Annotated in this window: 20 protein-coding genes; 7 read left to right on the top strand and 13 right to left on the bottom strand. The window is 40.2% G+C overall.

Features of this window, described 5'->3' with window-relative positions; genetic code table 11:
- Positions 1-23: 23 nt before the first annotated feature.
- Together OM33_RS03080 and OM33_RS03075 are read left to right on the top strand one after the other, a co-directional pair.
- Entirely contained in the window at positions 24-1,331 is a 1,308-nt protein-coding gene (locus OM33_RS03080) for an alpha/beta hydrolase (RefSeq protein ID WP_038638627.1), read from the top strand.
- Between the two features lie 118 nt (positions 1,332-1,449).
- Positions 1,450-2,535, top strand: coding sequence for a GGDEF domain-containing protein (locus tag OM33_RS03075; protein ID WP_038638623.1), 1,086 nt, complete (start codon positions 1,450-1,452; stop codon positions 2,533-2,535).
- A 30-nt stretch (positions 2,536-2,565) separates the two neighbouring features.
- On the opposite strand, the gene OM33_RS03070 is transcribed toward OM33_RS03075, so the two are convergent.
- The 6 genes from OM33_RS03070 to OM33_RS21960 form a co-directional block, all read right to left on the bottom strand.
- Positions 2,566-3,060: a YcxB family protein gene (locus OM33_RS03070; RefSeq protein WP_052140884.1), complete on the bottom strand. Its 495-nt coding sequence runs from the start codon at positions 3,058-3,060 to the stop codon at positions 2,566-2,568.
- Positions 3,061-3,066: 6 nt separating this feature from the next.
- Positions 3,067-3,966, bottom strand: a complete 900-nt coding sequence (locus OM33_RS03065) for a prenyltransferase (RefSeq protein ID WP_038638621.1) — start codon at positions 3,964-3,966, stop codon at positions 3,067-3,069.
- Between the two features lie 10 nt (positions 3,967-3,976).
- Entirely contained in the window at positions 3,977-4,741 is a 765-nt protein-coding gene (locus OM33_RS03060) for a substrate-binding periplasmic protein (protein ID WP_081990998.1), read from the bottom strand.
- A 100-nt stretch (positions 4,742-4,841) separates the two neighbouring features.
- Positions 4,842-6,113, bottom strand: a complete 1,272-nt coding sequence (locus OM33_RS03055) for a hypothetical protein (RefSeq protein WP_038638615.1) — start codon at positions 6,111-6,113, stop codon at positions 4,842-4,844.
- Positions 6,100-6,987, bottom strand: coding sequence for an ABC transporter ATP-binding protein (locus OM33_RS03050; RefSeq protein ID WP_038638612.1), 888 nt, complete (start codon positions 6,985-6,987; stop codon positions 6,100-6,102). The genes OM33_RS03055 and OM33_RS03050 overlap by 14 nt, the downstream gene beginning before the upstream one ends.
- Entirely contained in the window at positions 6,984-7,388 is a 405-nt protein-coding gene (locus OM33_RS21960) for a GntR family transcriptional regulator (RefSeq protein ID WP_052140883.1), read from the bottom strand. The genes OM33_RS03050 and OM33_RS21960 overlap by 4 nt, the downstream gene beginning before the upstream one ends.
- 65 nt (positions 7,389-7,453) lie before the next feature.
- Here OM33_RS21960 and OM33_RS03040 point away from each other — a divergent pair, with 65 nt between their 5' ends.
- A complete protein-coding gene (locus OM33_RS03040) occupies positions 7,454-7,771 on the top strand; it encodes a DUF4144 family protein (protein WP_038638610.1) in 318 nt (105 codons plus the stop codon).
- Positions 7,772-7,780: 9 nt separating this feature from the next.
- On the opposite strand, the gene OM33_RS03035 is transcribed toward OM33_RS03040, so the two are convergent.
- Positions 7,781-9,772, bottom strand: a complete 1,992-nt coding sequence (locus tag OM33_RS03035; protein WP_038638607.1) for a winged helix-turn-helix domain-containing protein — start codon at positions 9,770-9,772, stop codon at positions 7,781-7,783.
- A 163-nt stretch (positions 9,773-9,935) separates the two neighbouring features.
- Between OM33_RS03035 and OM33_RS03030 the strand changes: the two genes are divergently transcribed.
- The gene (locus tag OM33_RS03030; protein WP_038638604.1) at positions 9,936-12,170 is read left to right on the top strand and encodes a DUF5916 domain-containing protein; all 2,235 of its coding nucleotides are present in this window, start codon (positions 9,936-9,938) and stop codon (positions 12,168-12,170) included.
- A 40-nt stretch (positions 12,171-12,210) separates the two neighbouring features.
- Here the strand turns inward: OM33_RS03030 and OM33_RS22480 are convergent, their stop codons facing one another.
- From OM33_RS22480 to OM33_RS03015, 4 genes are all read right to left on the bottom strand, one after another.
- The gene (locus OM33_RS22480) at positions 12,211-12,384 is read right to left on the bottom strand and encodes a hypothetical protein (RefSeq protein WP_199922494.1); all 174 of its coding nucleotides are present in this window, start codon (positions 12,382-12,384) and stop codon (positions 12,211-12,213) included.
- 9 nt (positions 12,385-12,393) lie between these two features.
- Entirely contained in the window at positions 12,394-12,657 is a 264-nt protein-coding gene (locus OM33_RS03025; protein WP_038638601.1) for a hypothetical protein, read from the bottom strand.
- 93 nt (positions 12,658-12,750) lie between these two features.
- A complete protein-coding gene (locus OM33_RS21955) occupies positions 12,751-14,634 on the bottom strand; it encodes an ATP-binding protein (protein ID WP_052140882.1) in 1,884 nt (627 codons plus the stop codon).
- Positions 14,627-15,586, bottom strand: a complete 960-nt coding sequence (locus OM33_RS03015; RefSeq protein WP_052140881.1) for an ABC transporter substrate-binding protein — start codon at positions 15,584-15,586, stop codon at positions 14,627-14,629. The genes OM33_RS21955 and OM33_RS03015 overlap by 8 nt, the downstream gene beginning before the upstream one ends.
- Before the next feature lie 197 nt (positions 15,587-15,783).
- Here OM33_RS03015 and OM33_RS03010 point away from each other — a divergent pair, with 197 nt between their 5' ends.
- A complete protein-coding gene (locus tag OM33_RS03010; RefSeq protein ID WP_038638597.1) occupies positions 15,784-16,521 on the top strand; it encodes a helix-turn-helix domain-containing protein in 738 nt (245 codons plus the stop codon).
- Between the two features lie 54 nt (positions 16,522-16,575).
- Here the strand turns inward: OM33_RS03010 and OM33_RS03005 are convergent, their stop codons facing one another.
- Complete coding sequence (locus tag OM33_RS03005) at positions 16,576-17,013, bottom strand: MAPEG family protein (RefSeq protein ID WP_081990997.1); 438 nt, start codon at positions 17,011-17,013, stop codon at positions 16,576-16,578.
- Positions 17,014-17,089: 76 nt separating this feature from the next.
- Here OM33_RS03005 and OM33_RS03000 point away from each other — a divergent pair, with 76 nt between their 5' ends.
- Positions 17,090-18,082 (top strand): GlxA family transcriptional regulator, encoded by a 993-nt coding sequence (locus OM33_RS03000; protein WP_081990996.1) that lies wholly within the window; start codon positions 17,090-17,092, stop codon positions 18,080-18,082.
- A gap of 345 nt (positions 18,083-18,427) precedes the next feature.
- Here OM33_RS03000 and OM33_RS02995 read toward each other — a convergent pair whose 3' ends face one another.
- Complete coding sequence (locus tag OM33_RS02995) at positions 18,428-19,702, bottom strand: Xaa-Pro dipeptidase (protein ID WP_038638589.1); 1,275 nt, start codon at positions 19,700-19,702, stop codon at positions 18,428-18,430.
- 187 nt (positions 19,703-19,889) lie between these two features.
- Here OM33_RS02995 and OM33_RS02990 point away from each other — a divergent pair, with 187 nt between their 5' ends.
- The gene (locus OM33_RS02990) at positions 19,890-21,038 is read left to right on the top strand and encodes an efflux RND transporter periplasmic adaptor subunit (RefSeq protein ID WP_038638586.1); all 1,149 of its coding nucleotides are present in this window, start codon (positions 19,890-19,892) and stop codon (positions 21,036-21,038) included.
- Position 21,039 lies beyond the last annotated feature (1 nt).

Raw genomic sequence — 21,039 nt, 5'->3', positions numbered from 1 at the left:
TAATACAAAAAGGATAAAGGGTAATGACTTATTTTACGAAAGTGCTTGGCCTAGTGTTAGCAGGTTTTAGTTTCAGCGTTTCGGCAGATTGTTTATCCCAAAGTAACGATATCAACTTTATATTAGACGCAAAAGCGCAAGGACAGTTTCGCTATTTACCGCCATCTCAGCAGGCCAAAGTAATCGATTTAAAAGGCTTAAATTTTGCTGATTATTTACGTGAAACTGAGCAACATATCGCGTCTTTTAATCCGCGTGCTAAGACCCCTTGCCCGATTGATAACTATGTTATCAATCAACAAAATATTGCATCACCAACCATCTTAGACCTAGTAAAGCCGTTTGAATTAACGCACAACAATAACCAGAAAGTGGTTGTGCTATTTCATGGTTTAACGGACTCTCCTTATAGTTTTCATGACCTGTCGACTTTTTATCACCAACAAGGGTTTAATGTGCGAACGGTCTTGTTGCCTGGCCACGGTACTGCGGCAGAACACTTACGCCATGTTGACTATAAAGATTGGCAAGCTGTGACATCATTTGCTATCGAACAATCACTGAATGATTTTGAGCAGGTTTATTTAGGTGGTTTTTCAACGGGCGCAGGTCTGATATTAGATTATATGTTGACGCGCAAATCACTCGATAAAAAACTCTCTGGAGTCATGCTGTTTGCGCCGGCAACACAAGCTAAAAACTCCATGTCATGGCTTGCGCAATACATTGATTATATTCCTTTTTTAAACTGGCTCGATAAAGACGCCGATGCTGACTTCGCCAAGTATGAGTCGTTTCCGATAAATGCAGGAGCACAGGTTCACCTGCTGATGAATGAAGTGTATCCACTTAAAAAACGGCACACAACGCACAGTGTACCGATGTTTGTTGCTGTGCCCGAGCATGATATGACGATTGACACCGCTGCAACACTTGATTTACTCGCGCAGTGGCAACAGAAGACGTTAGCACCGCTTACGCTAGTGTATTACGGTGAGCGCGAAAACCTTGCGCTGTTTAGTTCATTTGAACATATAAAACTCGTTACACCACAATGTGATACAAGCTGTGACACGCAACTACAAATGGCGCATACAGCAATCCCCAATGCGATTGATAATGTGCATTATGGTAAGCTAGCGAGCTACCGTAATTGCGGTCACTATCTGGGTGATTTAGCAAAATATAATGAATGTAAGTTGGCCGAAGAGATAATGGAGTCTGAAGTTACTGCTTTTGCAAAAGCGCAATACCCAACTTTTAAACGTTTAACCTATAACCAGTATTACACGCAGTTAACGGAAGAATTAGCGCTCTTTTTAAATAAATAAGTGATTAAGTTAAGTCTGATATTACCTTTTTTAGCACCATGAATTAGACTTAGCGTTAACACTAAAAATCAAAAAAGTTTACGTTTCGTCACTTTTTAAGATAACAATAATAAAATAAATGCAGCAAAATAACTCACACAGAACAGACTGGTGGCGCAACTTTATTGAAGTTGACGGTTTGCACAGTGCCGAATTAAAACGGCGTGTTTTTTCATTTCTCTCCATGTCTGGTATTGCCTTAGTGGTATTTTCCGGTTTATTACTGGTTAACTTTCAAACGTATCCTTGGCTATTAAGTATTACCTTGCTTGGCGCTTTGATAGCGGTATTTGTTAATGTGGTGATTTACTTTAGTACGCGACAGCTCAAGTATTGCAGTATCGGCATAGCGCTTACAGTCTTACTGCTAAGTATTCTTCTGGTTTACACCGGTGGTAAGGAAAACACAGCACTTTATTGGATTATGTTTTACCCCGTTGTGGTCTTTACCATGTTAGGTGTTCGCTCTGGATTATTGCTGACTGCACTGGCTTTAAGTGCCATTGTGTTTCAGTTATACGGCCCTGATTTTGGGCAAGCTGATTATGGTCAAACTGAAAAATCACGCTTTCTTTCAGGTTTTTTGCTGGTGGTATTTTTTGCGTTTATTAGCGAATATTTTCGTGATAAAAGTCATCAAGCTATTACCAGTATTACCTACAATCAAAAACAAAAAGCCAATACTGATGCGCTTACTGGTTTACCTAATCGTCGTTTTATTGATGCTATCTTCCTAACCAAAATGGAAAATGCGACATCAGAGTTTTTACCAATGGCAGTAATCATGTGTGATATTGATCGCTTTAAATCGGTCAATGATAATTATGGCCATGATATTGGTGATAAGTCACTGATGCACATTGCAAAGTTGATGCAAAATCAACTGCGTTACTCTGATGTGGTGGCGCGCTATGGCGGTGAGGAATTTATCATCTGTTTGCCTCATGCATCAATGCGTCAAGCGGTGCAAATAGCTGAGAAGCTGAGAAAAAACATTGAGGATCATCCTGTCAATCTGGATGACGGAGAAAACCTTGCACTAACAGCCAGTTTTGGCGTAGCTGAAGTACATTCGGTGGTGGCATTTTACAATGCAGTGAAACAGGCCGATGAAGCGCTTTACAGCGCTAAACGCAATGGTCGAAATCGTGTTGCGACCTTATAGTGCATAAGATCGAGCACAGCATGTGCTGCGTTAACGAATAATATTGACTTGGTAAACTGCAAGGTGCTTTTCAATAAAGCCTTCAGTGTCATCTGGCATAAAGGCTTTAGAAAGGTATGTTTGTTGGCCTTTGTAGTTAACAAAAATCATACCCTTAGGGGTATGAATTATTTCCTTAATTTGATCCCACTCTAGCAGTGATTCGGTATAAGGGTTCTTACTTTCAATACCATCATCATTCATGGTGATAGTGACTGTTGAATTAGATGCCCGACTCCACATTTGACGTGCAAGCCACCATGGGCGTCGATAGTAAAAGCTAATAAACTCTAATACACCCAAACCCACCATAATATATGGCGCAACACCGCCCATATCAGTGAAGATAATAAGCCCCATACCGATGCCAATAAAGCTGCCAGCAAAGCCATACTTTGGAGATTGATGTGGGCTATGTGGTAGCGATTCATCAAAACATTCTTCAAGATAATTTTTATCGAGTGTGAACTGGTAACTAATGGTCATTGGGTATTATCTTTTACTCATAAATAAAGCGAGAGATAACATCAGCGGTGTTAAATTTGCCGCTGCTGCAACTAATCCCATCGCTGGTAAGTGTTGCGCAATGTTATCGCCTAAACGGTATAAGTATACCAAGGAAATTACGCAAAGTCCGAGCGGTAGCAAGGCGATTAATGCAAGTGTTGGCAAATAACTATTCGATACCAAATAGACTAAGCAACCAGTGGCAATAATGAGTGAAAGCGTGAATACATGTTGAGCAGAACTGACGCCATATTGAATGGCAAGGTGGTTCCTGCCAACATTTTTGTCAGCTGTGATGTCAGGGAGTTGATTAATTAGCAGTAAATTATTGGTAATTAAGAATGGCACTAAGGTAATAGCAAACAATGACAATTGCCATTCGCCTGTTTGCACTACAAATGTGCCAATCGGCATTAAAACAGCAAACCCAAGCCCGGGTGCAATAAAACAAAGCCACGGGTGCTTGTTTAAAACCTTGGTATACGTGATAACAATAAGTAAACCTAAGATGCCAATTGGAATAAGCGATACACCGACGGTTACAATAAAAAAAGCACCAACAGCTAATACGGCTGAAACGGCAATAATTGCCAGCTTTTTAACATAAGGCGCTAAGTGCGGATACTGTTTTAATAAACCACTGCCACCACTAAAAGGTGTACGCTCGGTTGTGAGATCTAACCCGCTATGAAAGTCTTGATACTCATTAATTGTATTTACAGCGATTGCAGCACATGTTGCCCCTAACATTGAGAGCATCGCATATGGCACATTAATGGGATAACCTAGATACCAACAATAAGCTAAACCAAGCAAGCATGACACAGGGGCTAAGGTTAAAAATGGTGGTCTGATTGCGGGTAACGCTGCAATGAAGTTATTCATAAAGCAGATCCTAATGTAGTTTATATTCTTCCTTAAGTGCTAAATGCTGTTCTTTTAATTTATCTAAACTGCTTTGAAATGCATGCACAATTTCGTCGGGCGTATCTTTGCTAAATGCAATGTAGTCATCAATTACGTTAAGTAAAAGAATACGTTTAAATTGATCTTTGCCAAGTTTTCTTTGCTCCATTGCTGCATTAAGTCCAGATTTAGAGATGGCTAATAAATTCACTCGCTTTGCAGTAAACAGAGCCAACGCGTCATTCATGCTTTTTGCTGCGATAATCTGCTCATGGGGAAATTCAGTGTCATAAATTAAATTTTGGGTTACATCATTGCGGATCACAGCGATAGACTTATCATAAACGTCAGCGATATCAGTTATTGAATACTGAGAATCTGAGTGCGCAATAAGGTAATACTCAGCTGTGAATAACGGCCCTACCCATTTAAATTTTGCTGCACGATCAGCTGTTTTCGACATTGCAAATAGCGCTGTATTGGGTTTATGGGTGATTTCTTGATAACCGCGGGCCCAAGGCACGACCAAAATAGGTTGCTCAGCAATGCCTTGATCTTGCCAAATTAGCTTAATTACATCGACAGATAAACCAATAAGTTTGTCGTTATAGTAATAACTCGAAGGAGGATACAATTCGGTATAATACGTAATGGGATGTGCTTTTTCTAAAGCGATGACCTGATTTGCCAGCAGCATGTAAGCCGTAACTATCGCTAACCAAGTTTTTACACAACAAAAACAAAAAAATTGCATTGTACTACATCATTCATACGACTTTTTTCTACTCTAGCCTATTGAATTAATTGGAACAATGCATTTTATTTCAACAAACTTGACCTAGCGCTAGGTTTAGTTAGTTAATTATTTTTTCAAGGGGTTGCCGCGTAATATGTTGTTGCGTGAAATAACGAATTACTCCTGAAACTATGAGCACAGCAATACCAATCAAATAGATGCTAAGTTGTTCACTGCTATAGTGGACGAGCCCAAAAATACCGATTTCAAAACCACAAATTACCAGAAACATTACAATGTTTTTTGCATTAATACAGCCATTAAAAAACACCAGCAAAAGAGGTGCGAATGCTAAAAATATGGCTGTTGCAAAGAGTGCTAAAAATGCAATTTTGATTGCCGCATCGGTATCTTGGCGAAATAGCGTAATACTCACAATTGCTGCAAAAATCAGGGAGGTATTTCTCAGTACTACCTTATCAAAACTATAAATAATGCCGCTAATTACACTTTGTTTATCTGCAAAACAATGTGCAATGGCTTTGAGCTGGTGCTTAAGTTGCGAAAACTCCTGATATACTGGAAACTGGCAGCCAACAACTAGCGATAACAATAAAAAGCTTACCAAAACTTCGTTATCGTTGGTTGCTAATAAAAAGGCAAAAATGGCTGCGAAGTAACCTCCCATATAGCCCATTTTGGTTTGAGGATAACAAACGGACCAAGCGATATCTTTATTGTATGACTTTTTAAACTTAGCGGTGAATGTGGCTAACTTACCATTCCACCAAATCACCGATTGGCGATCCGTAAGCATCATTGATTTACTGCTTAATGAAGCACGTTTTGATGTGCTAAATTCTGAGTAAATGGCGTAGCAGCAGGTTACGATAATCACCAACTTCACTGCTTCATGGGTTATTTCAAACATCATGGCAATTAACAATCCTGAGCAAGCTAAGTTGCGCATAATGTTGTACTTCAAAGAAGATGAACTGTTAACAAATAGTCCAATAATTGCAAAGCTGATGGGTAAAAAGAGGTAATGTATTGCAACTTCGCTATTAAAGGTAATAAATACGCTCATAAACAACGCCCCTAGCACAGCCAGGAAAAGCCCTGTTTTTAAGATGGAATAGCGATATTCCTCATTTGTCACCCACAGGTAGTGAGCTTTAAGCTTTTGTAGTCCAATCCCCAGCATAAAGCCAAAGAATAATGAGGGTAAACTGGTTATCAATAAATACGTCTTGATGTAGCGGAAAGTTGTAGGATCCAATGCTTTTTGTTGCCACAACAGATTAAATACAATGGATAAAATCAGCATAAATGGCAGCGCTATCGTGCCATTTCGCATCAATACTAATGCGTTTGATTTAAACAAATTCATTTGCTACCTCCAAATACCAATCCTCCAAGTTCATAGGTTGGATGGTTGCGTCTATGCCATAGAAGGCACACCACTCATCAATTGGCTTTTTCAATGGTGCAATGATGCTGGTGGTTGTGGTATCACCAAACTGTTGTAGCTTGCTGATGCTAGCATCTTTTTCTAATAAGTTTGTTTTTTCACTGTTGGCAAAGCTGAGTTTTGCGATGCTTGCCTTTAACTCGTCAAGCTCATAGTAGTGACGAATGACACCAAACTGCAGCACAGCAACACGATTTGCTACGCGTTCTAAGTCCGACACAATATGAGTTGAAAAAATCACAGTTGTGCCGTGCTCACAACACAAATCAATCACTTCTTTTAAAAACGCGCGGCGCATATTAGGGTCAAGATGTGCAACAGGCTCATCTAAAATAAGCAGCTCTGGGCGAATAGATAAAGCTTGTACAACATCCAGCATTTGTTTTTGCCCGCCCGACAGTTTACTGATCACTTGATCATCACTGATGCGCCAACGTTTTAGCAAGGTTTCACAATAGGCTTTATCCCAACTTGGGAAAAACTGACAAATATAATTAAGGTATTGCGATACTTTCATCCATTCAAACGCTGAACTAGTTTGTGCAACATACCCTATTTTTTGCTTTTGGCTTTGCGGTAACTCGTGCCATTGGTAGCCCCACAATTTGATTTCACCTTGCTCTAGCTCGCGCAGCCCCATTATCGATTCTAATAGGGTGCTTTTTCCAGCCGCATTTTTACCCAGCAAGCCAACAATATCGCCTTCGTTTACTTGCCAATTGAGCTTATCGAGAACACGCAGGCTATTATATGATTTTATGGCTTTTTCTATGGTGATGATAGGCTGAGTCATGGTTTGGTCCTGTTACTTTGTGCCGAAAGCGAATCTTGAATTAGGGTGATGATTGCATCGTCAGAAAGCTTGTATTGCTTTGCTAATTGAATAAACTCGTCGCACTTAGAGGTTAGCGACTCATTGTAATTACTAATATTGTGTTGCTCTGCCACCAGCATGCCGATGCCCTTGCGCCTTTCCAGCACACCTTGTTGCTCTAATTGGGAAAACGCCTTTGATATTGTCATTGGGTTGACCTGTAAGCATGACGCCATTACCCGAACAGATGGCAGCTGTTGCCCTGGTTGTAACAAACCAGCACGAATGCCCTGTTTGGTTTGCTCCATCACCTGGCGGTAGAGCGCACTCGCAGCTTGGGTATTTATGGTGTAAATTGCATGAATTAATTCTATGCTCATAGTGTATTAGTAATTTAAAGGTGTATTAATACACTAATACAGTTTAAAAATAAGTCAATCTTAAAATGAATTTAATTGAGACGCTTCACTATCCGGTTATTATTCACTATTACGGTGATGATGAATTGGAGTATGTCGCCAGTGCGCAGCAATTACAGGACTTAAGTGCAAGCTTTGTATGTGATGATGCGTTAATTGATAGCCAAGGTTTGCGCTATAAATGCCTTTCAAATGGCAGATTTGATGCGCCGCAGTCGTTTGAACTAACCGAGTTTGAGCAACTATTGCAAAAGCATGCTTTTGCGTTAGCGAATTGCTGTATAACAAAAATGCGAATTACCAACTTTGCTGAAGGCATCACGTTTGTAAAAGAAAGTCGCTAGCATTTAAGGTTATTGCTTTTGCGTTGGTTCTGGTGAAAGACGTTTTATGTCACCTTCAATCGCTTCCATTCTGGCAATGGTAAGTTGTTCGTATGGATCAATATCAAAGTGCCAAATTAAATTGCCCTGCTTCACAAGAGAAATATCGTTTGGATTTGCCAAATCGAGACGCCAAATTTTATCTTGCTTTGACCACGATGACTGCCAATACAATGCGTTGTTTTTTATACGTATATTGTGTAATAAGTTCGTTTGCTCATTGCTTAGTTTAGCAAGCTTTTCACCATCAAGAGATAACTCAGCTTTGCTGTACAGTTGATGCTCCTGCAGTATTAACCAGCGCTGGTTATGGTTATCGTAGTAAGCAAATTGAGCATTTAAGTCGATACTTTTGAGCATTCTACCTTGCAAATCATAAAGTTGAACCTGCTTGCCATCAAAGGCGTAAACGGTTTGCATATCATACCAACCGGTATTTTTTATGGTGCTATTAAGCTCAGTGGTAAACTGCAAGATTTGGCTCTTTCTATCATATAACGCCAAATCCATATCGCGATTTGATAACAACATGCTTAAATCAGGACGCCACTCTAAAAACTTAACGTATTCGTAGCCTTTATGATTCGACAACCTTGTTACCTTATTATCAGCATGCAAATAGACTTCACAAACCCCGCTGCGACGCGACATAAACGCGGTTTCACCCAAACTATTACTGACCGGTAAATAGTCAATGCTTGACGTTGAGAAAATCGGTAAATTATCTTTATCGCGAATATTCACCTGCCAGCTTTCAATTGCGGTGTAAATGTCGCCATGCTTATCGATAGACACACTGGTAAAGAGGCCTTGAGCCGTATTGTAAACAGGGTAGCTTTGACCATCGCGATGAGTTGCGATTAAATTATGACGCTGGCTTTCATCGTTACTAATAATTGCGCCATTGTTTGGGTTATATGCAACTAACCATACAGGAAATGGCCAACTAAGCGCTGTTTTACCATCAAGTGAGATGAGTTTGCTGGTATGATCAATGTAATTAAATAAGAAATAGACGCGGTTATCCCATGCTGAAATTGCGCCTTTATATTCTGCTTGAGCTGGGCGTTCAAGCGGCATTGGAATAAGCTCTTCAGTGCCAATACGGTATAAGTAGGGCACTAATGTACCTTGTTGTAATACGCTTAAAATCAACTCGTCATTAGACTTCCATACCGGCGGCTTAGCTGATTCACAGGCAATGCCTTTTGCTTTGTGACTGGTGGCACCTTGCGGTGAGATAACGGAAAGTTCGCATCTGTCTTCAATAAATTGCCAATAGGCTAATAGCTTGCCTTGATGTTGCCATGCAGGGAAACCAACGCGATGGGCAAAAGTACGATTAAATAGCAGAGTGCCTTGCTTGTCTGTGATCGTGAGGGTTTTGATGTCTTTGATATAAGCCATTAAATTGTGCTCACGATGAACATTCACATCAAATTCTAAACCGAGTTCATAACTGACATCGTGCAATTGATAGTGGGGCTCTTCAAATGTCGGTTCTTGGCTATTAAAAAATGCCCACACGCTAAAGCACACAATTAAGATTGGTAAAACGGCAACGAGCGGGTGGATTTTACGCGTGCGTTCAATGGTTTTTACCACAGAGGGTTGGTCTTTGATTAACTCCACCTCAGCAATAAAGCAGTAACCTTTCTTCGGCACGGTTTTAATAAATTTAGGGTTACGCGAGCTGTCGTTGAGTAATTTTCGTAGCTTAGTTAATAGTTGATAAAGGCTGTTTTGTTCAACAATCGTATTTGGCCATAAGGCAGTTTGGATATGCTCTTTTGAAATGACTTGCTGGGCATTATTAATCAGCATGGCAAGCAATTGAGATACTTGCGGCTCAAGTTTTTCTATTTGGCCGGTTTGCCATAGGCATAGCTCATCTTTAGCTGCATTGAATTCAAATTCTGCGAATCTAAATGTGCCTTGTTGTGGCTGTTGAGCGATTTCCATAGCGGGTGAACATGCCTTTTATTGTTTTAACAACAAAAATACGGTTTTGCAGATGAAAGTCAATAAATATAAGACTTCTAGCAGCTTTATTAAGAAAAAAATCAGCTTTTTTCGAACTGTTTTCTGGTCATATGGAAGGTAATTCAACCGTCAAAGAGCAGTTATGAAAACACCCTTATTTTACGCATTAACGCTTGTTAGTTTTACCTCAGGAGCAAGCCAATCTGAGATCGTTCTCGATGGAAAGCTATCAGAACTTGTTTGGCAAGATGCCACCAAATACCAAACATTCTATCAAGTTGTGCCTGCAACACTGTCTGAGCATAAAAACAAAGTAGAAGGGCGTGTCTACAGTGACCAAAAAGGCATGTACATTGGCATGATTAACTATCAGCCAGCTAATCAAAGGCAAAAGCAATACAACTTACAAGATGCGTTTATGCAGGCAGACTTTAATCGCTTTGTTGTCGACTTTTCGGGAGATGGCAGTGGCGCATACTTGTTTGCAGTGACCTTAGGTGGGGGGATCCAAGATGCGGTGTTAACACCGCAGCTGGCGACCGACTATGATTGGGATGGCGCTTGGCAATCTGCCTTCTATGAAAGCGAACAGTTTTGGTCGATAGAAGCGTTTATTCCTTGGCATGCGGTATCGTTTCGCCATAAACAAGATGCACATGGCTACTCGCAAGTAGGTGTGTCACTGCAATTATATGATCTGGCAAAAAACTATATTTATGGTTCACAACAGCAAACTACAGGAAATAGCGACTTTTACCTAGAAATGCCAAAAGTAGAGGTAAAAATCCCCCAAAGTCAGCAATGGGCATTTGTGCCATATGCAAGCTACTCAAACAATTTGGTGGCGAATGATAGTGAAGCAAACTTAGGCTTTGATTTAGTCTATAAACCAAATCATCACCAGAAGTTGAGTGTGGCTGTTAACCCCGATTTTGGTCAAGTTGATAGTGATGAAGTAGTACTTAACTACTCGGCAGTAGAGACTCTCCGCACTGATAAACGTCCGTTTTTCACACAAGATATTAGTGTGTTTAGTATTCCATCTGAGCGAAATACAAAGCTGATTCATACCCGTCGAATTGGCGCGAGTAGTGATGATAATAGTGAACTGATTACCCCAATCGATGTCGCTGCACGGTTTGTACATCAAGGTGAAAACTTACAGTTGGCTGGTTTTGCGGTTGCTGAGGACAATTTGGCCTCAGATGCGGGCAAGGATTTTTATGCCGGGCGAATTAACTACACCGAGCAAACGGCAGCTAAAAATTGGCAAACTGGCATGCTGGCCACTAAAACCAAACGCCCATGGCTTGCAAGAGATGCATATACCTATGCATGGGATAGCCAGTACCAAAGTGATACCTGGTCTGGGCAAATGGCACTAATGCGCACGGATGTTACAGAGGCAAGTAGCAGTGAGCAGGGCACAGGTGTATCGCTCAATGCCAAGTATCAGTTCTCAATCAATACTTCACTTTCAGCGAGCTACTTAAGATTGGATGATGCTTTTGATAATAATGATTTAGGTTATAGCGAACGTAATAATTGGCGCACCAGTGAAATAAAGTTTAGCCATGCAATTAATACTCAAAACAACTGGTTTAACCGCATCTTACAGCGCGCGAGTTTTAACTATCACAGTGATGATAGTGGCTTGAAGTTAACCAGCAATCCGCAGTATCTAGTGAACTTCAACTTAGAAAATGGTGGGCAATTTGAAACGGTTGTTAATTACTTTGCTGGGGCATGGCACGATAATTTAGGCTATGGCACCGATGCGGTGTACGTTGAAGATAATTGGACGACACGATTCATGTATATCAGTCCCTATACAGGGATGTTTAGCTGGGCTGCGAGTTACCAAAATGATCAAGAAGGCTTAAATGGTCGCGCAGATCAATATGCGATTGATTTAACCCTAATGCCACATCCTAATTGGCGGATTGTATTTAATAACTATTTTCGAACAGGTGATGGCTGGTTAGTTGCCAATCAGCAGAATCTGATCACTGAATACGATCGAGATTACTATGCTAATTACATTAAAATCTCTGGGTTAGTGATGGAGAATTTGGAGTTTAGCTCTACATTTCAATGGGCCAATTTAAAAGCTAAGAGTAAAGATGTGTTTCGTGTCAGTAATGGTGACTTGGTTTCACAAAACTTGGATACGAGCTTTGATGACTCTCGTTTCAATCTACAACTGAAATTGCGTTATAAAATGGGGACTTATTCTGATGTGTTTTTAGTATATGGCCGTGGTGGCACTGAATTTATTGAGCGTGACTTGACGCAAAATCGTTTTGCAACGTTGGAGAATAGCTGGCAGCAGCCAGATCAGGAATTTGTTACGTTTAAAGTAAGGTACTTGTTTTAATCGTTTTTTAGCTAACAACAAAGCAAAAATCTAACTGCCCTTAGATTTTTGCTTTTTTCTTGCCTCTCACAAGCTTTATCCAAAACGCCAGTTCAAACAACACACCAAATATAATTACCAAAAAAGTACCACTTTGAAATGAAACCGTATAAAAGAAAATGGCAGTGATAAGCAGCGCCGCTAAAACTAGGTAGTGAGTAACAGTTGAAAACATATCGATTCCTTAAGCGTTGGCTTTAAATAGCAATTGATTTTGGCCTGCGGACTTTAAATAAAAGCGAATTTCTTGCCCTAATTTAGTTGTCACTTGGCTGATAATAAAGTCACCTAGCTTTTCGAGTTTAGCTAAATAGTTAGTACGATTTTTAAAAGATTGCTTTGTTAAGCTCTGCTTTTGACCATTGATGTAAAGTTTAGCATCTTGCTGATCATTCTTTGTTAAACGTATTTGCTGTCCAGCTAATACCAATTTATATGTTTTAAGCATAATGCCTCCTTAATTCAATGAGGCTAGACTAACCGAGTGGTATTTGAATAAAGATGAAAAGTGCTAAAAGGCGATTTGGGGTGATAACTGGTGTTATGTGTTGTGATTAGCCCACAGATTGATCATGCTGATTAAATCTTTTTCAACCAGAGGTTTAGATAAGAAATCATCCATTCCAGACGCTAAGCACTTTTCTTTGGTCTCGCTTTGGTTGCTAGCTGTTAGCGCGACGATTGGCGTTGTGATCCCCATTTTACGGATTTGCTTCGTGGCATCAAAACCGTCTAGCTCAGGCATTAAGCAATCCATCAAAATAATATCAAAGGTACTTTCTTGTGCTTTGGCAACGGCTTCAATACCATTGTTTGCAGTAGTCACTATGTGATCAGCTAGCATTGCTTTTGCAATATGTTGATTGAGAGGCACATCATCTACTAACAAAATATGCGCATTTTCAACATTTGCTAACCCATTAATTGTTCGTGTGTCGACTCTTGGTTTTTCCGCTTCTTCACAGGGCAGGGATACGACAAAACGAGAGCCTTTACCTAACTTACTTGCCACATTAATTGTGCCACCCATTTGTCTTACTAAGGCATTACAAATAGCTAACCCTAAACCAGTACCACCATATTTTCTTGTAGTGCTGGCATCCGCTTGTACAAATTTGGTAAACAGGTTATCAACTTGCGATTCGCTTAAGCCAATGCCTGTATCGACGATGGTAATGTTAAGCGTATGCTTAGCTGGGGCTGTATTCTTTAATTCAACCGACACCGATACGGTGCCTTGCTCAGTAAATTTAATCGCATTACTAATTAGGTTTATCAATACTTGTTTAACGCGAACATCATCAAGGGCAATAAAGGTTGTTTGCTTGGTGTAATTGGCAACAATACTGACATCTTTTTCTAATGCCGTTGCGTTAAACATATCGACTACGCTTTTAAGCATTTGATTAATTTCACATGGCACAGGATGCAGCAATAACTTGCCTGCTTCTATTTTGGAAATATCTAAGATGTCGTTGATTGTTGCCAGTAATTGTTGTCCTGAGCTTGTGATTACGTCAAGGTGTTGTTGTTGTTCGTCCGACATGTTCGTTTTGGCGAGTAAACTTGCAGTACCCAGTACACCGTTGAGCGGGGTGCGAATTTCATGGCTCATTACAGCGAGAAAGTCAGATTTGGCTTGAGCCGCCATTTGGCTTTTTGTTGTTTGCTTTTCTAGCTCTTCTTGCTTAGTGAGTAAATTATCCAGTAAATCATTGTGAGCAGTCACTAACTCACCAATTTCATCATTACGTTGAATTGTTACTTTTTGCGGCTTGCGCGAGCGAATGCCAGCTCTAATTGATTCAAGTAACTGATAAAGAGGAAGAATGGCTTGAGAACGAATTACATAAATGCTGAGAGCCATAGTGATGGAAAAACCAAGCAAAGCCGCGAAGAAAATAGATTGATTTGATAAGGCGATGTACTGCCCAAGTTGCCTTGTATTGATAATTAAAATAATCACAAGATCTTCCAGTGAACTCAGATCTTCAGAAACGGCTTCGAAGCTGGCCAAGTAAATTAATTGATTATCAAAATAATAATAATTAGGAAATTGATTGAAATTTAACTCATCTAATAAATGGCTAAATTTAAAATGGGATGAGGTAAATGACTCACCGATCAAATCAGCTTGGTTACTAGCTAAAATAATGCCAGAGTTTGCTTTTGCAATAAGTACATGATCAACCGCATCGTTGGCGCCAATGGCACTTGCAACACGCTTAAAATTGGCTGGGTTAATTCGGTTTGCAGAAGATACAATAATACTTTCGATGATTAATTCAGCTTCATGCTTCATCATCGTTTTTGAGAGTTGTGTTGCATTATATTTATTAAATATTACTAGCCCTGCCAGCACCGTAATATAAATAATGCTAAGCAAAAGCGTAATGCGTTTTCCCAGTGTTAAACCTTCATTCACGCTTTATTCCTACCGATAAATAGTTTGGCAGCTGAGTGCAATCAAAAGAAATCGAGTTAATTTTATTTAGTACCGAGCACACCTGTTCCATATTATAAGAGACGCTTTTTAGTGTTAAGTCTGTTTTTTGTTCAGCTGCAGATAACACTTTAATACCAGCTAGTTCGGCTGTAAATTCATCGGCACTTATGCCTTCTCGTTTAGCCATAATATTATTGGCTTCAATCGGGTGTTTTTTGGCGTAATTTAGCGCTGCCTGCCATGCTGAGTGCAAGCGAGTAATTAGTGTCGGGTCTTGTTTAACTAAATCAGTTGAAATGGTTACAACATCTAACACGGTTCTTGGGATCTGGCTCGAATTAAAAATGCTGTGTAAATTATGATTATTGACGAGTAGATTGGAGTAAGGCGGGTAAGTTACATAGGCATCAATAAGGTCTTTTGAAAAGGCATCTGATGCATCGAGTTGTTCAATATTAAGCATTTTTATATCTTCTAATGTCATCCCTTGTTGTGCTAATGCTTGATGTAAAAAAAACGCACCGAGCGCGCCAAGTTCTACTCCAATGCGTTGGTTTTTTAGCTGCTTCAGTTCATCGATAGTGGGTCGAGCAAGAATTTGATCTCCGCCATTTGAGTAGTCAGTTACTAAGACAATGGATATTTGGGTTTTCTGCTTAGTGGCTAACATCACAGCTTCAACCATAGTGCTGGTCATGGCATTTACTTTGCCTTGATGAAAAAAGCGTTTTACTTCTGCAAGTGAAGGTGCCTCAACAATTTCAATGTTTAGACCTGCTTGTTTGAATAACCCTTTTTCTTTTGCTAGGTAAAGATATTGATAGCCAGGCCACGGATTTATTGCAAGCTTAATAGTTGGGTTGCTAGGTTTGGAGCAAGCGCTTAAAAGTAAGCATAATAAACCAACTAAAGGGGCCTTAATCCAATTCATTCTTTGTCTTCTTCTTTCACTTTTATATTTAGTATAGAAAACCCTGCACTAAGTGGTACAAATCCAAGTAAAAATATGAAATTCTTCAATATTCTAAATTATTCAGCTGTTTATTTTTGCAGGAATAGCCAAGAATACACACGTTCGCAGGCCAGCAACGATCAAAAATAACGTGATAATGTATTAAGGAATATAAAATGACATTAGGTGAAAAATTAAAACTGCTAAGACAAGAAAAAGGGCTTAGCCAACCCGAGTTGGCCGAACAGGCGGGAATAGAACAATCGTATTTATCTAAATTAGAGAATGATAAATCGCTGCCATCCAATGATATGTTTCGCAAAATTCTTACGGCGTTTCAAATATCAATCGCTGATTTTCTCAACGATGAATTGGTGCAAAAAGATTTACAGCGTTTAAAGCAAATTCCAGACGTTGAGCAATTTCTAACGCAACAGTCACATAATCAATTTATCAAGCGCCGTAACTTTTTGTTGCTTGCGAGTATGAGTATTGTACTGGCCGTGACTTTATTTTTTATTGGTTATAGTAAGCTTATTTTTAACGAATATGTTTACCACTATGAATCTATTGGCGTGATTAAAGATGATGAACCTAATGACATATTTTCACGCTGGGAAAGGTACTATTTAAACGTGGGTGAAACACTGACCCCACAACAGCGAGTACAAAAGCAAAAATCATTAATGCTTGAAATGGCAAAGCGACGCGCCACACTGGTGCAAATGACGCCAGAGTATAAAGGCCCAAGTTTTACCGAGACTGTTGCCGGTGGCAGGCGCATTTATAAACTGGATAATTTAATGAGTAAAAAAATACGCCGTCCAGTTAACTCTTGGCTACAAGTACTGGGTGTTTTGTTGTTTGCATCAGGTATTATGGGTTTTGTACTTGAAAGGCGCTTGTTTAAATAACCCCTGATGAAAGCCAAAAGCACTTAAAGGGTCTTAAGTGCTTTTGTCGTTAGCCTATACCAATCTACTGACTAAAAAAGCTAACCACATAAACAGTAATAATAATGAACTTAAGCCAAAAGCATAGGTTCGCCTTTTAAGGTTGTGTGCTTTAAGGTGTTCGATGGAATGCCATAATCGCAATAAAACATAAAGCCATGCGGCAAGAATCCATGTGGTATCTTGAATGGCGTTAGATGCTATAAATCCCAGTAAAACAATAAATAAAATGGGTTGCTGAAATTGATTATCATAACTGCGTCCCGCTAATAAAATATCCTCTGGCATCGCACGGTAATCCAAGTTTTGAACTACCTTATAATCAAGCTGCTTTTTTCTTACTGCAATTATGCGCTTGCTTGCTGCGTAAATAAGCAATGCGAATATATGCAGAACAATGATCAAGATCGGGCCATAAATCCAATTAGTATCCATATTAATTCTCATATTCATATTTTATGACCTAGTTTAATTGCAAAAACCTTGCTATAACGTGTCTTAACTGACTAAAAAAGGTTAAATAAAGACAATGCACAAAATAGGAATTTTGATTAATCAAGGCGTAATGGCAACAGCTGTAACGGGTGTGATTGATGTGCTCAATGTCGCAAATAGCATTTACAAAAAGCGTACGGGCGCAAATGCGGATGCGTTCAGCTGGCAGCTTATTGGAGTTGATAAAAAGTATGTAGAGTCTAGCCAGGGCTTAGTATTTAAAGCTGATGTATGGCTGGAAGAAACTACCGAGTTTGATGTTGTTATTTGGCCGGGCAGTCAATACCGTAGTGACACCGAACTTTGGCAGCTATGCAAAAGCTTAATGCCCTTTCATCAGCATATTAAAAAACTCGCAGAAAGCGCCGAATTAGTGATGTCGGGTTGTACAGCAGTGCCATTACTGGCGCATACTGGTTTGTTAAAAGATAAAAAAATCACAGCAAGCTGGTGGTTAGATAGTTTTTTTCAGCGCCATATTAAGGGCTGTAAACTCGATACCAGCGAAATGCTAAGACTAGATGGCAAGTTTCTAACATGTGGCGCGACTTCGAGTTTCTTACTGCTTACCTGGTATCTAGTGCGCCATTATTTAGGTAAAGATATTGCTGATACTGTAGCCCGCTATTTGCTGATCGATACTGAGCAAGTAAAACAAAGTGCGTTCTTTGCATTGAATGACTTACCTGCGCACCAAGATGGTGAGATGCGAAAACTTGAGCAATGGATAAGTGATCACTTGGAGACAAGTATTGATGTATCAACCATGGCGTATAAGTTGAATATCAGCGAGCGCACGTTAACGAGAAGATTTAAAAAGCTGCTAGGTGTTGCGCCCATGCAGTATGTGCAAATTGCACGTATTGAACGCGCCTGTGGCTTATTAAAAACAACTAATAAAACAGCGCAGCAAATAGCACTCAGCTTAGGTTATCAGGATGATGCCGCTTTTCGAAAGCTATTTATCAAGCACAAAGGAGTTGGCATGGGTGAATACCGACGTAACCGCGAGTTTTTTGAATCATAAAAAAGGGGCGAGTGTCCCTTTTTTAATTAGGGTCTGTTGACCTTTCAAGTTCGTTTTTGCAGCAGTTTGATTGGGTTTTATACAAGGCAGAGGCTGCGTGGCATAGTTATTCTATGTGAGCCAGCCGATAACACAGTAGAAAATCCAATCAAGCGCTGCCGAACGGTTCTTTTGAGCGCAATTTTCTCATTGTTACCTGCATGGATGCAGGTAAGGGGCGTTAGCAGGACGCGGAAGCTTTGCTCGATATTCGCTTAGATTGCTAGGACACACATCGAGCGCCGCGATAAAATCACGCTCAAAGAGAACAAAAATAGAACAGCAAAGATCAACAGACCCTAACCGTTATTTAATTAAATCGATTTCGACTTTGCCATCTTTAATCACTAAGTCGACTTGCTCTAACGTGCTAATGTTTTCGAGAGGGTTACCTTTAACAGCAATGACATCAGCAAATTTACCCACATCGAGCGAGCCTAATGAATCTTGCTTTTTAAGCATGGTTGCCGCATTGATAGTGGCAGCTTGCAGGGCTTGTAATTCGGTCATACCAAATTTTACCATACGGCTAAACTGATGGCCGTTATCACCGTGTGGATACACGCCAGCATCTGATGCAAATACCATATTTACACCTGCTTTAACGGCTTTGGTAAAGCTCGCGCGTTGACGAGAGCCGACTTTACGCTCTTTATTTAAACTTTCTTCTAAAATACCGGCTTTCTTACCTTCGCTAAGAATGTATTCGGTGTTGTAAATGTCCATCGAGAAATATGTGCCTTTTTCAAGTGCTAAGGCAATTGCTTCATCGTCAACAAAACTAACGTGCTCAACCGAATTTACCCCTGCTTTAATGGCTGATTTAATACCTTCGGTGCCATGGGCATGCGCTGCAACGGTTAAACCACGCAGATGTGCTTCCTCAACAATGGCATTCATTTCTTCTTGTGAGTACTGCTGTGCGCCTACTTTGGTACCTTTTGAAAGAACCCCACCAGTTGCACAGAATTTAATAATATCGGCGCCATACTTAATATTTTCGCGCACTTTTGCACGAACTGCCCATGGGCCGTCAGCGACGCCTTGACTCGTCACGGCATGTTCATGAGTAAGTAAGTTGTTATCACAGTGTCCACCTGTTACACCTAAGCTAGGGCCCGCAGCAAAGATTCGTGGACCAGGCACATCGCCATCAGCAATCGCATCTTTAAGAGCAATATCAGCATAGCCTGGTGCACCTAAGTTACGCACTGATGTAAAGCCAGCCTCTAAAGTACGTTTTGCGTTTCGCACGCCGGTAATTGCCGAGCGCTGAGTGGTACGTTGCAGGCGCTTATAACCATGAACATGGGCATCACTGGTGAGGTGTACATGCATATCAAATAAACCAGGTAACAAGGTGTAGCCTTTTAAATTCATTATTTTTGCGTCGGCTGCATACCCTTTACGATTGGATTTACTAACACTGATAATTTTATTGTCTTCGATTACCACGGTAGCTGGTTTAATTAGTTTGCCGCTGGTGACATCGAGCGCCGCATCTGCATTGAGTACCAACTGTGCCGCACTAACTGAGAAACTAGCGAGAGTGGCTAATGCGATAAGTGAGTGTTTGAACATAATTTTAAACCCCTGTTGATTTATGTCTGTTATCCCATAGCAATGCGAATTAGTGAAGAAAAACTCGACAATTAACATATTTAAAATCTTTTTTCGAAATATAAACGTAACATCAAACATATAGCGCTAAAATTATGAATAAGAATGCGTTATATTTAGTGTGCATAAAATCAACAGGAAGTCATAAATGAAAGCGTTACTTGTCAAAATCTTGGTACCGATTGGTATTGTTTTGTTAGGAGTGGTTGGGTTCAGCCTGATAAAGGCAAGTGCCGCGGATGATGGAGACAAGAAACCTGTTGATACACGCCCAACCGTTAGTGTTAAAGCATTAAAAGCCGTCGAACACCAAGTATTATTAACAAGTTTTGGTGAAGTAAAACCGTTGGAAACGACTCGCTTGGCTGCACAAGTGTCTGGTGAAGTAACAAGCTGGCACAAAAACTTTGTCGCGGGTGGGTTAGTTAAGCGTGGTGAAGTCTTGTTCTCAATAGAAAAAGACAACTATCAAGCTGCATTACTTCAAGCTGAAGCGGCGCTCACGAGTGCACAAGCTGCACTGATTGAAGAGCAAGCAAAAGCACAGGTAGCTGAAGATGAGGCGGCGCGTTTTCCTAATAAACCGCGCACCGATTTATTTTTAAGAAAGCCGCAAGTATTAAGTGCGCAAGCACAAGTTAAATCTGCGCAGGCAGCACTTATGCGTGCACAGCGCGATTTAGAGGATTGTGATGTAAAAGCACCTTATGACGCACTGATCATTTCGCGAGAAGTCGGGGTTGGTCAATTTGTTAATAAAGGCACACAAGTGGCCCAATTAAACAACATTGAAACAGCAGAAATTATTGTGCCAATTGCTGGCTTTGATAGTTTGTTTTTACCTGCGCCATTAGCTGAAACACCCGTTAATATTTCTTACAAAGGTATAAATAGCTTTGTTCGCCAAGGCAAAATTGCACGTGATTTAGGCGTAATTGACAGTGCGACTCGCATGAGCCATATCGTGGTACAAGTTGAAGACCCTTACAATCTTAAAAGCAAGGGCAGTGACTTAAAGTTCGGCAAATATGTCGAAGTTTCGTTTGCCGGTAAACAGCTTTCAGAGGTGTTTAAACTGCCCCAAGAGCTTGTTAACAATCGCACTGTTTGGGTTGTTGATGATGAGCAAAAACTTCAGGCAAAAGAAGTCAATGTGTTACGAACTGAAGGCGCGTATTTCTTAATTGATAAAGGCCTTACAAACGATGAAAAGCTAGTGCTCACTTTACCTGAATACCCACAGGCAGGTATGGAAGTAAAATTAGCAGCTAGTAATGCAAGTGATGCGCTGAAGTAAG

The organism is Pseudoalteromonas piratica (genome assembly GCF_000788395.1).
GTDB lineage: Bacteria > Pseudomonadota > Gammaproteobacteria > Enterobacterales > Alteromonadaceae > Pseudoalteromonas > Pseudoalteromonas piratica.
Note: the sequence above shows the minus strand (reverse complement) of the source record. Positions and strands in the feature narration are given on the sequence as shown.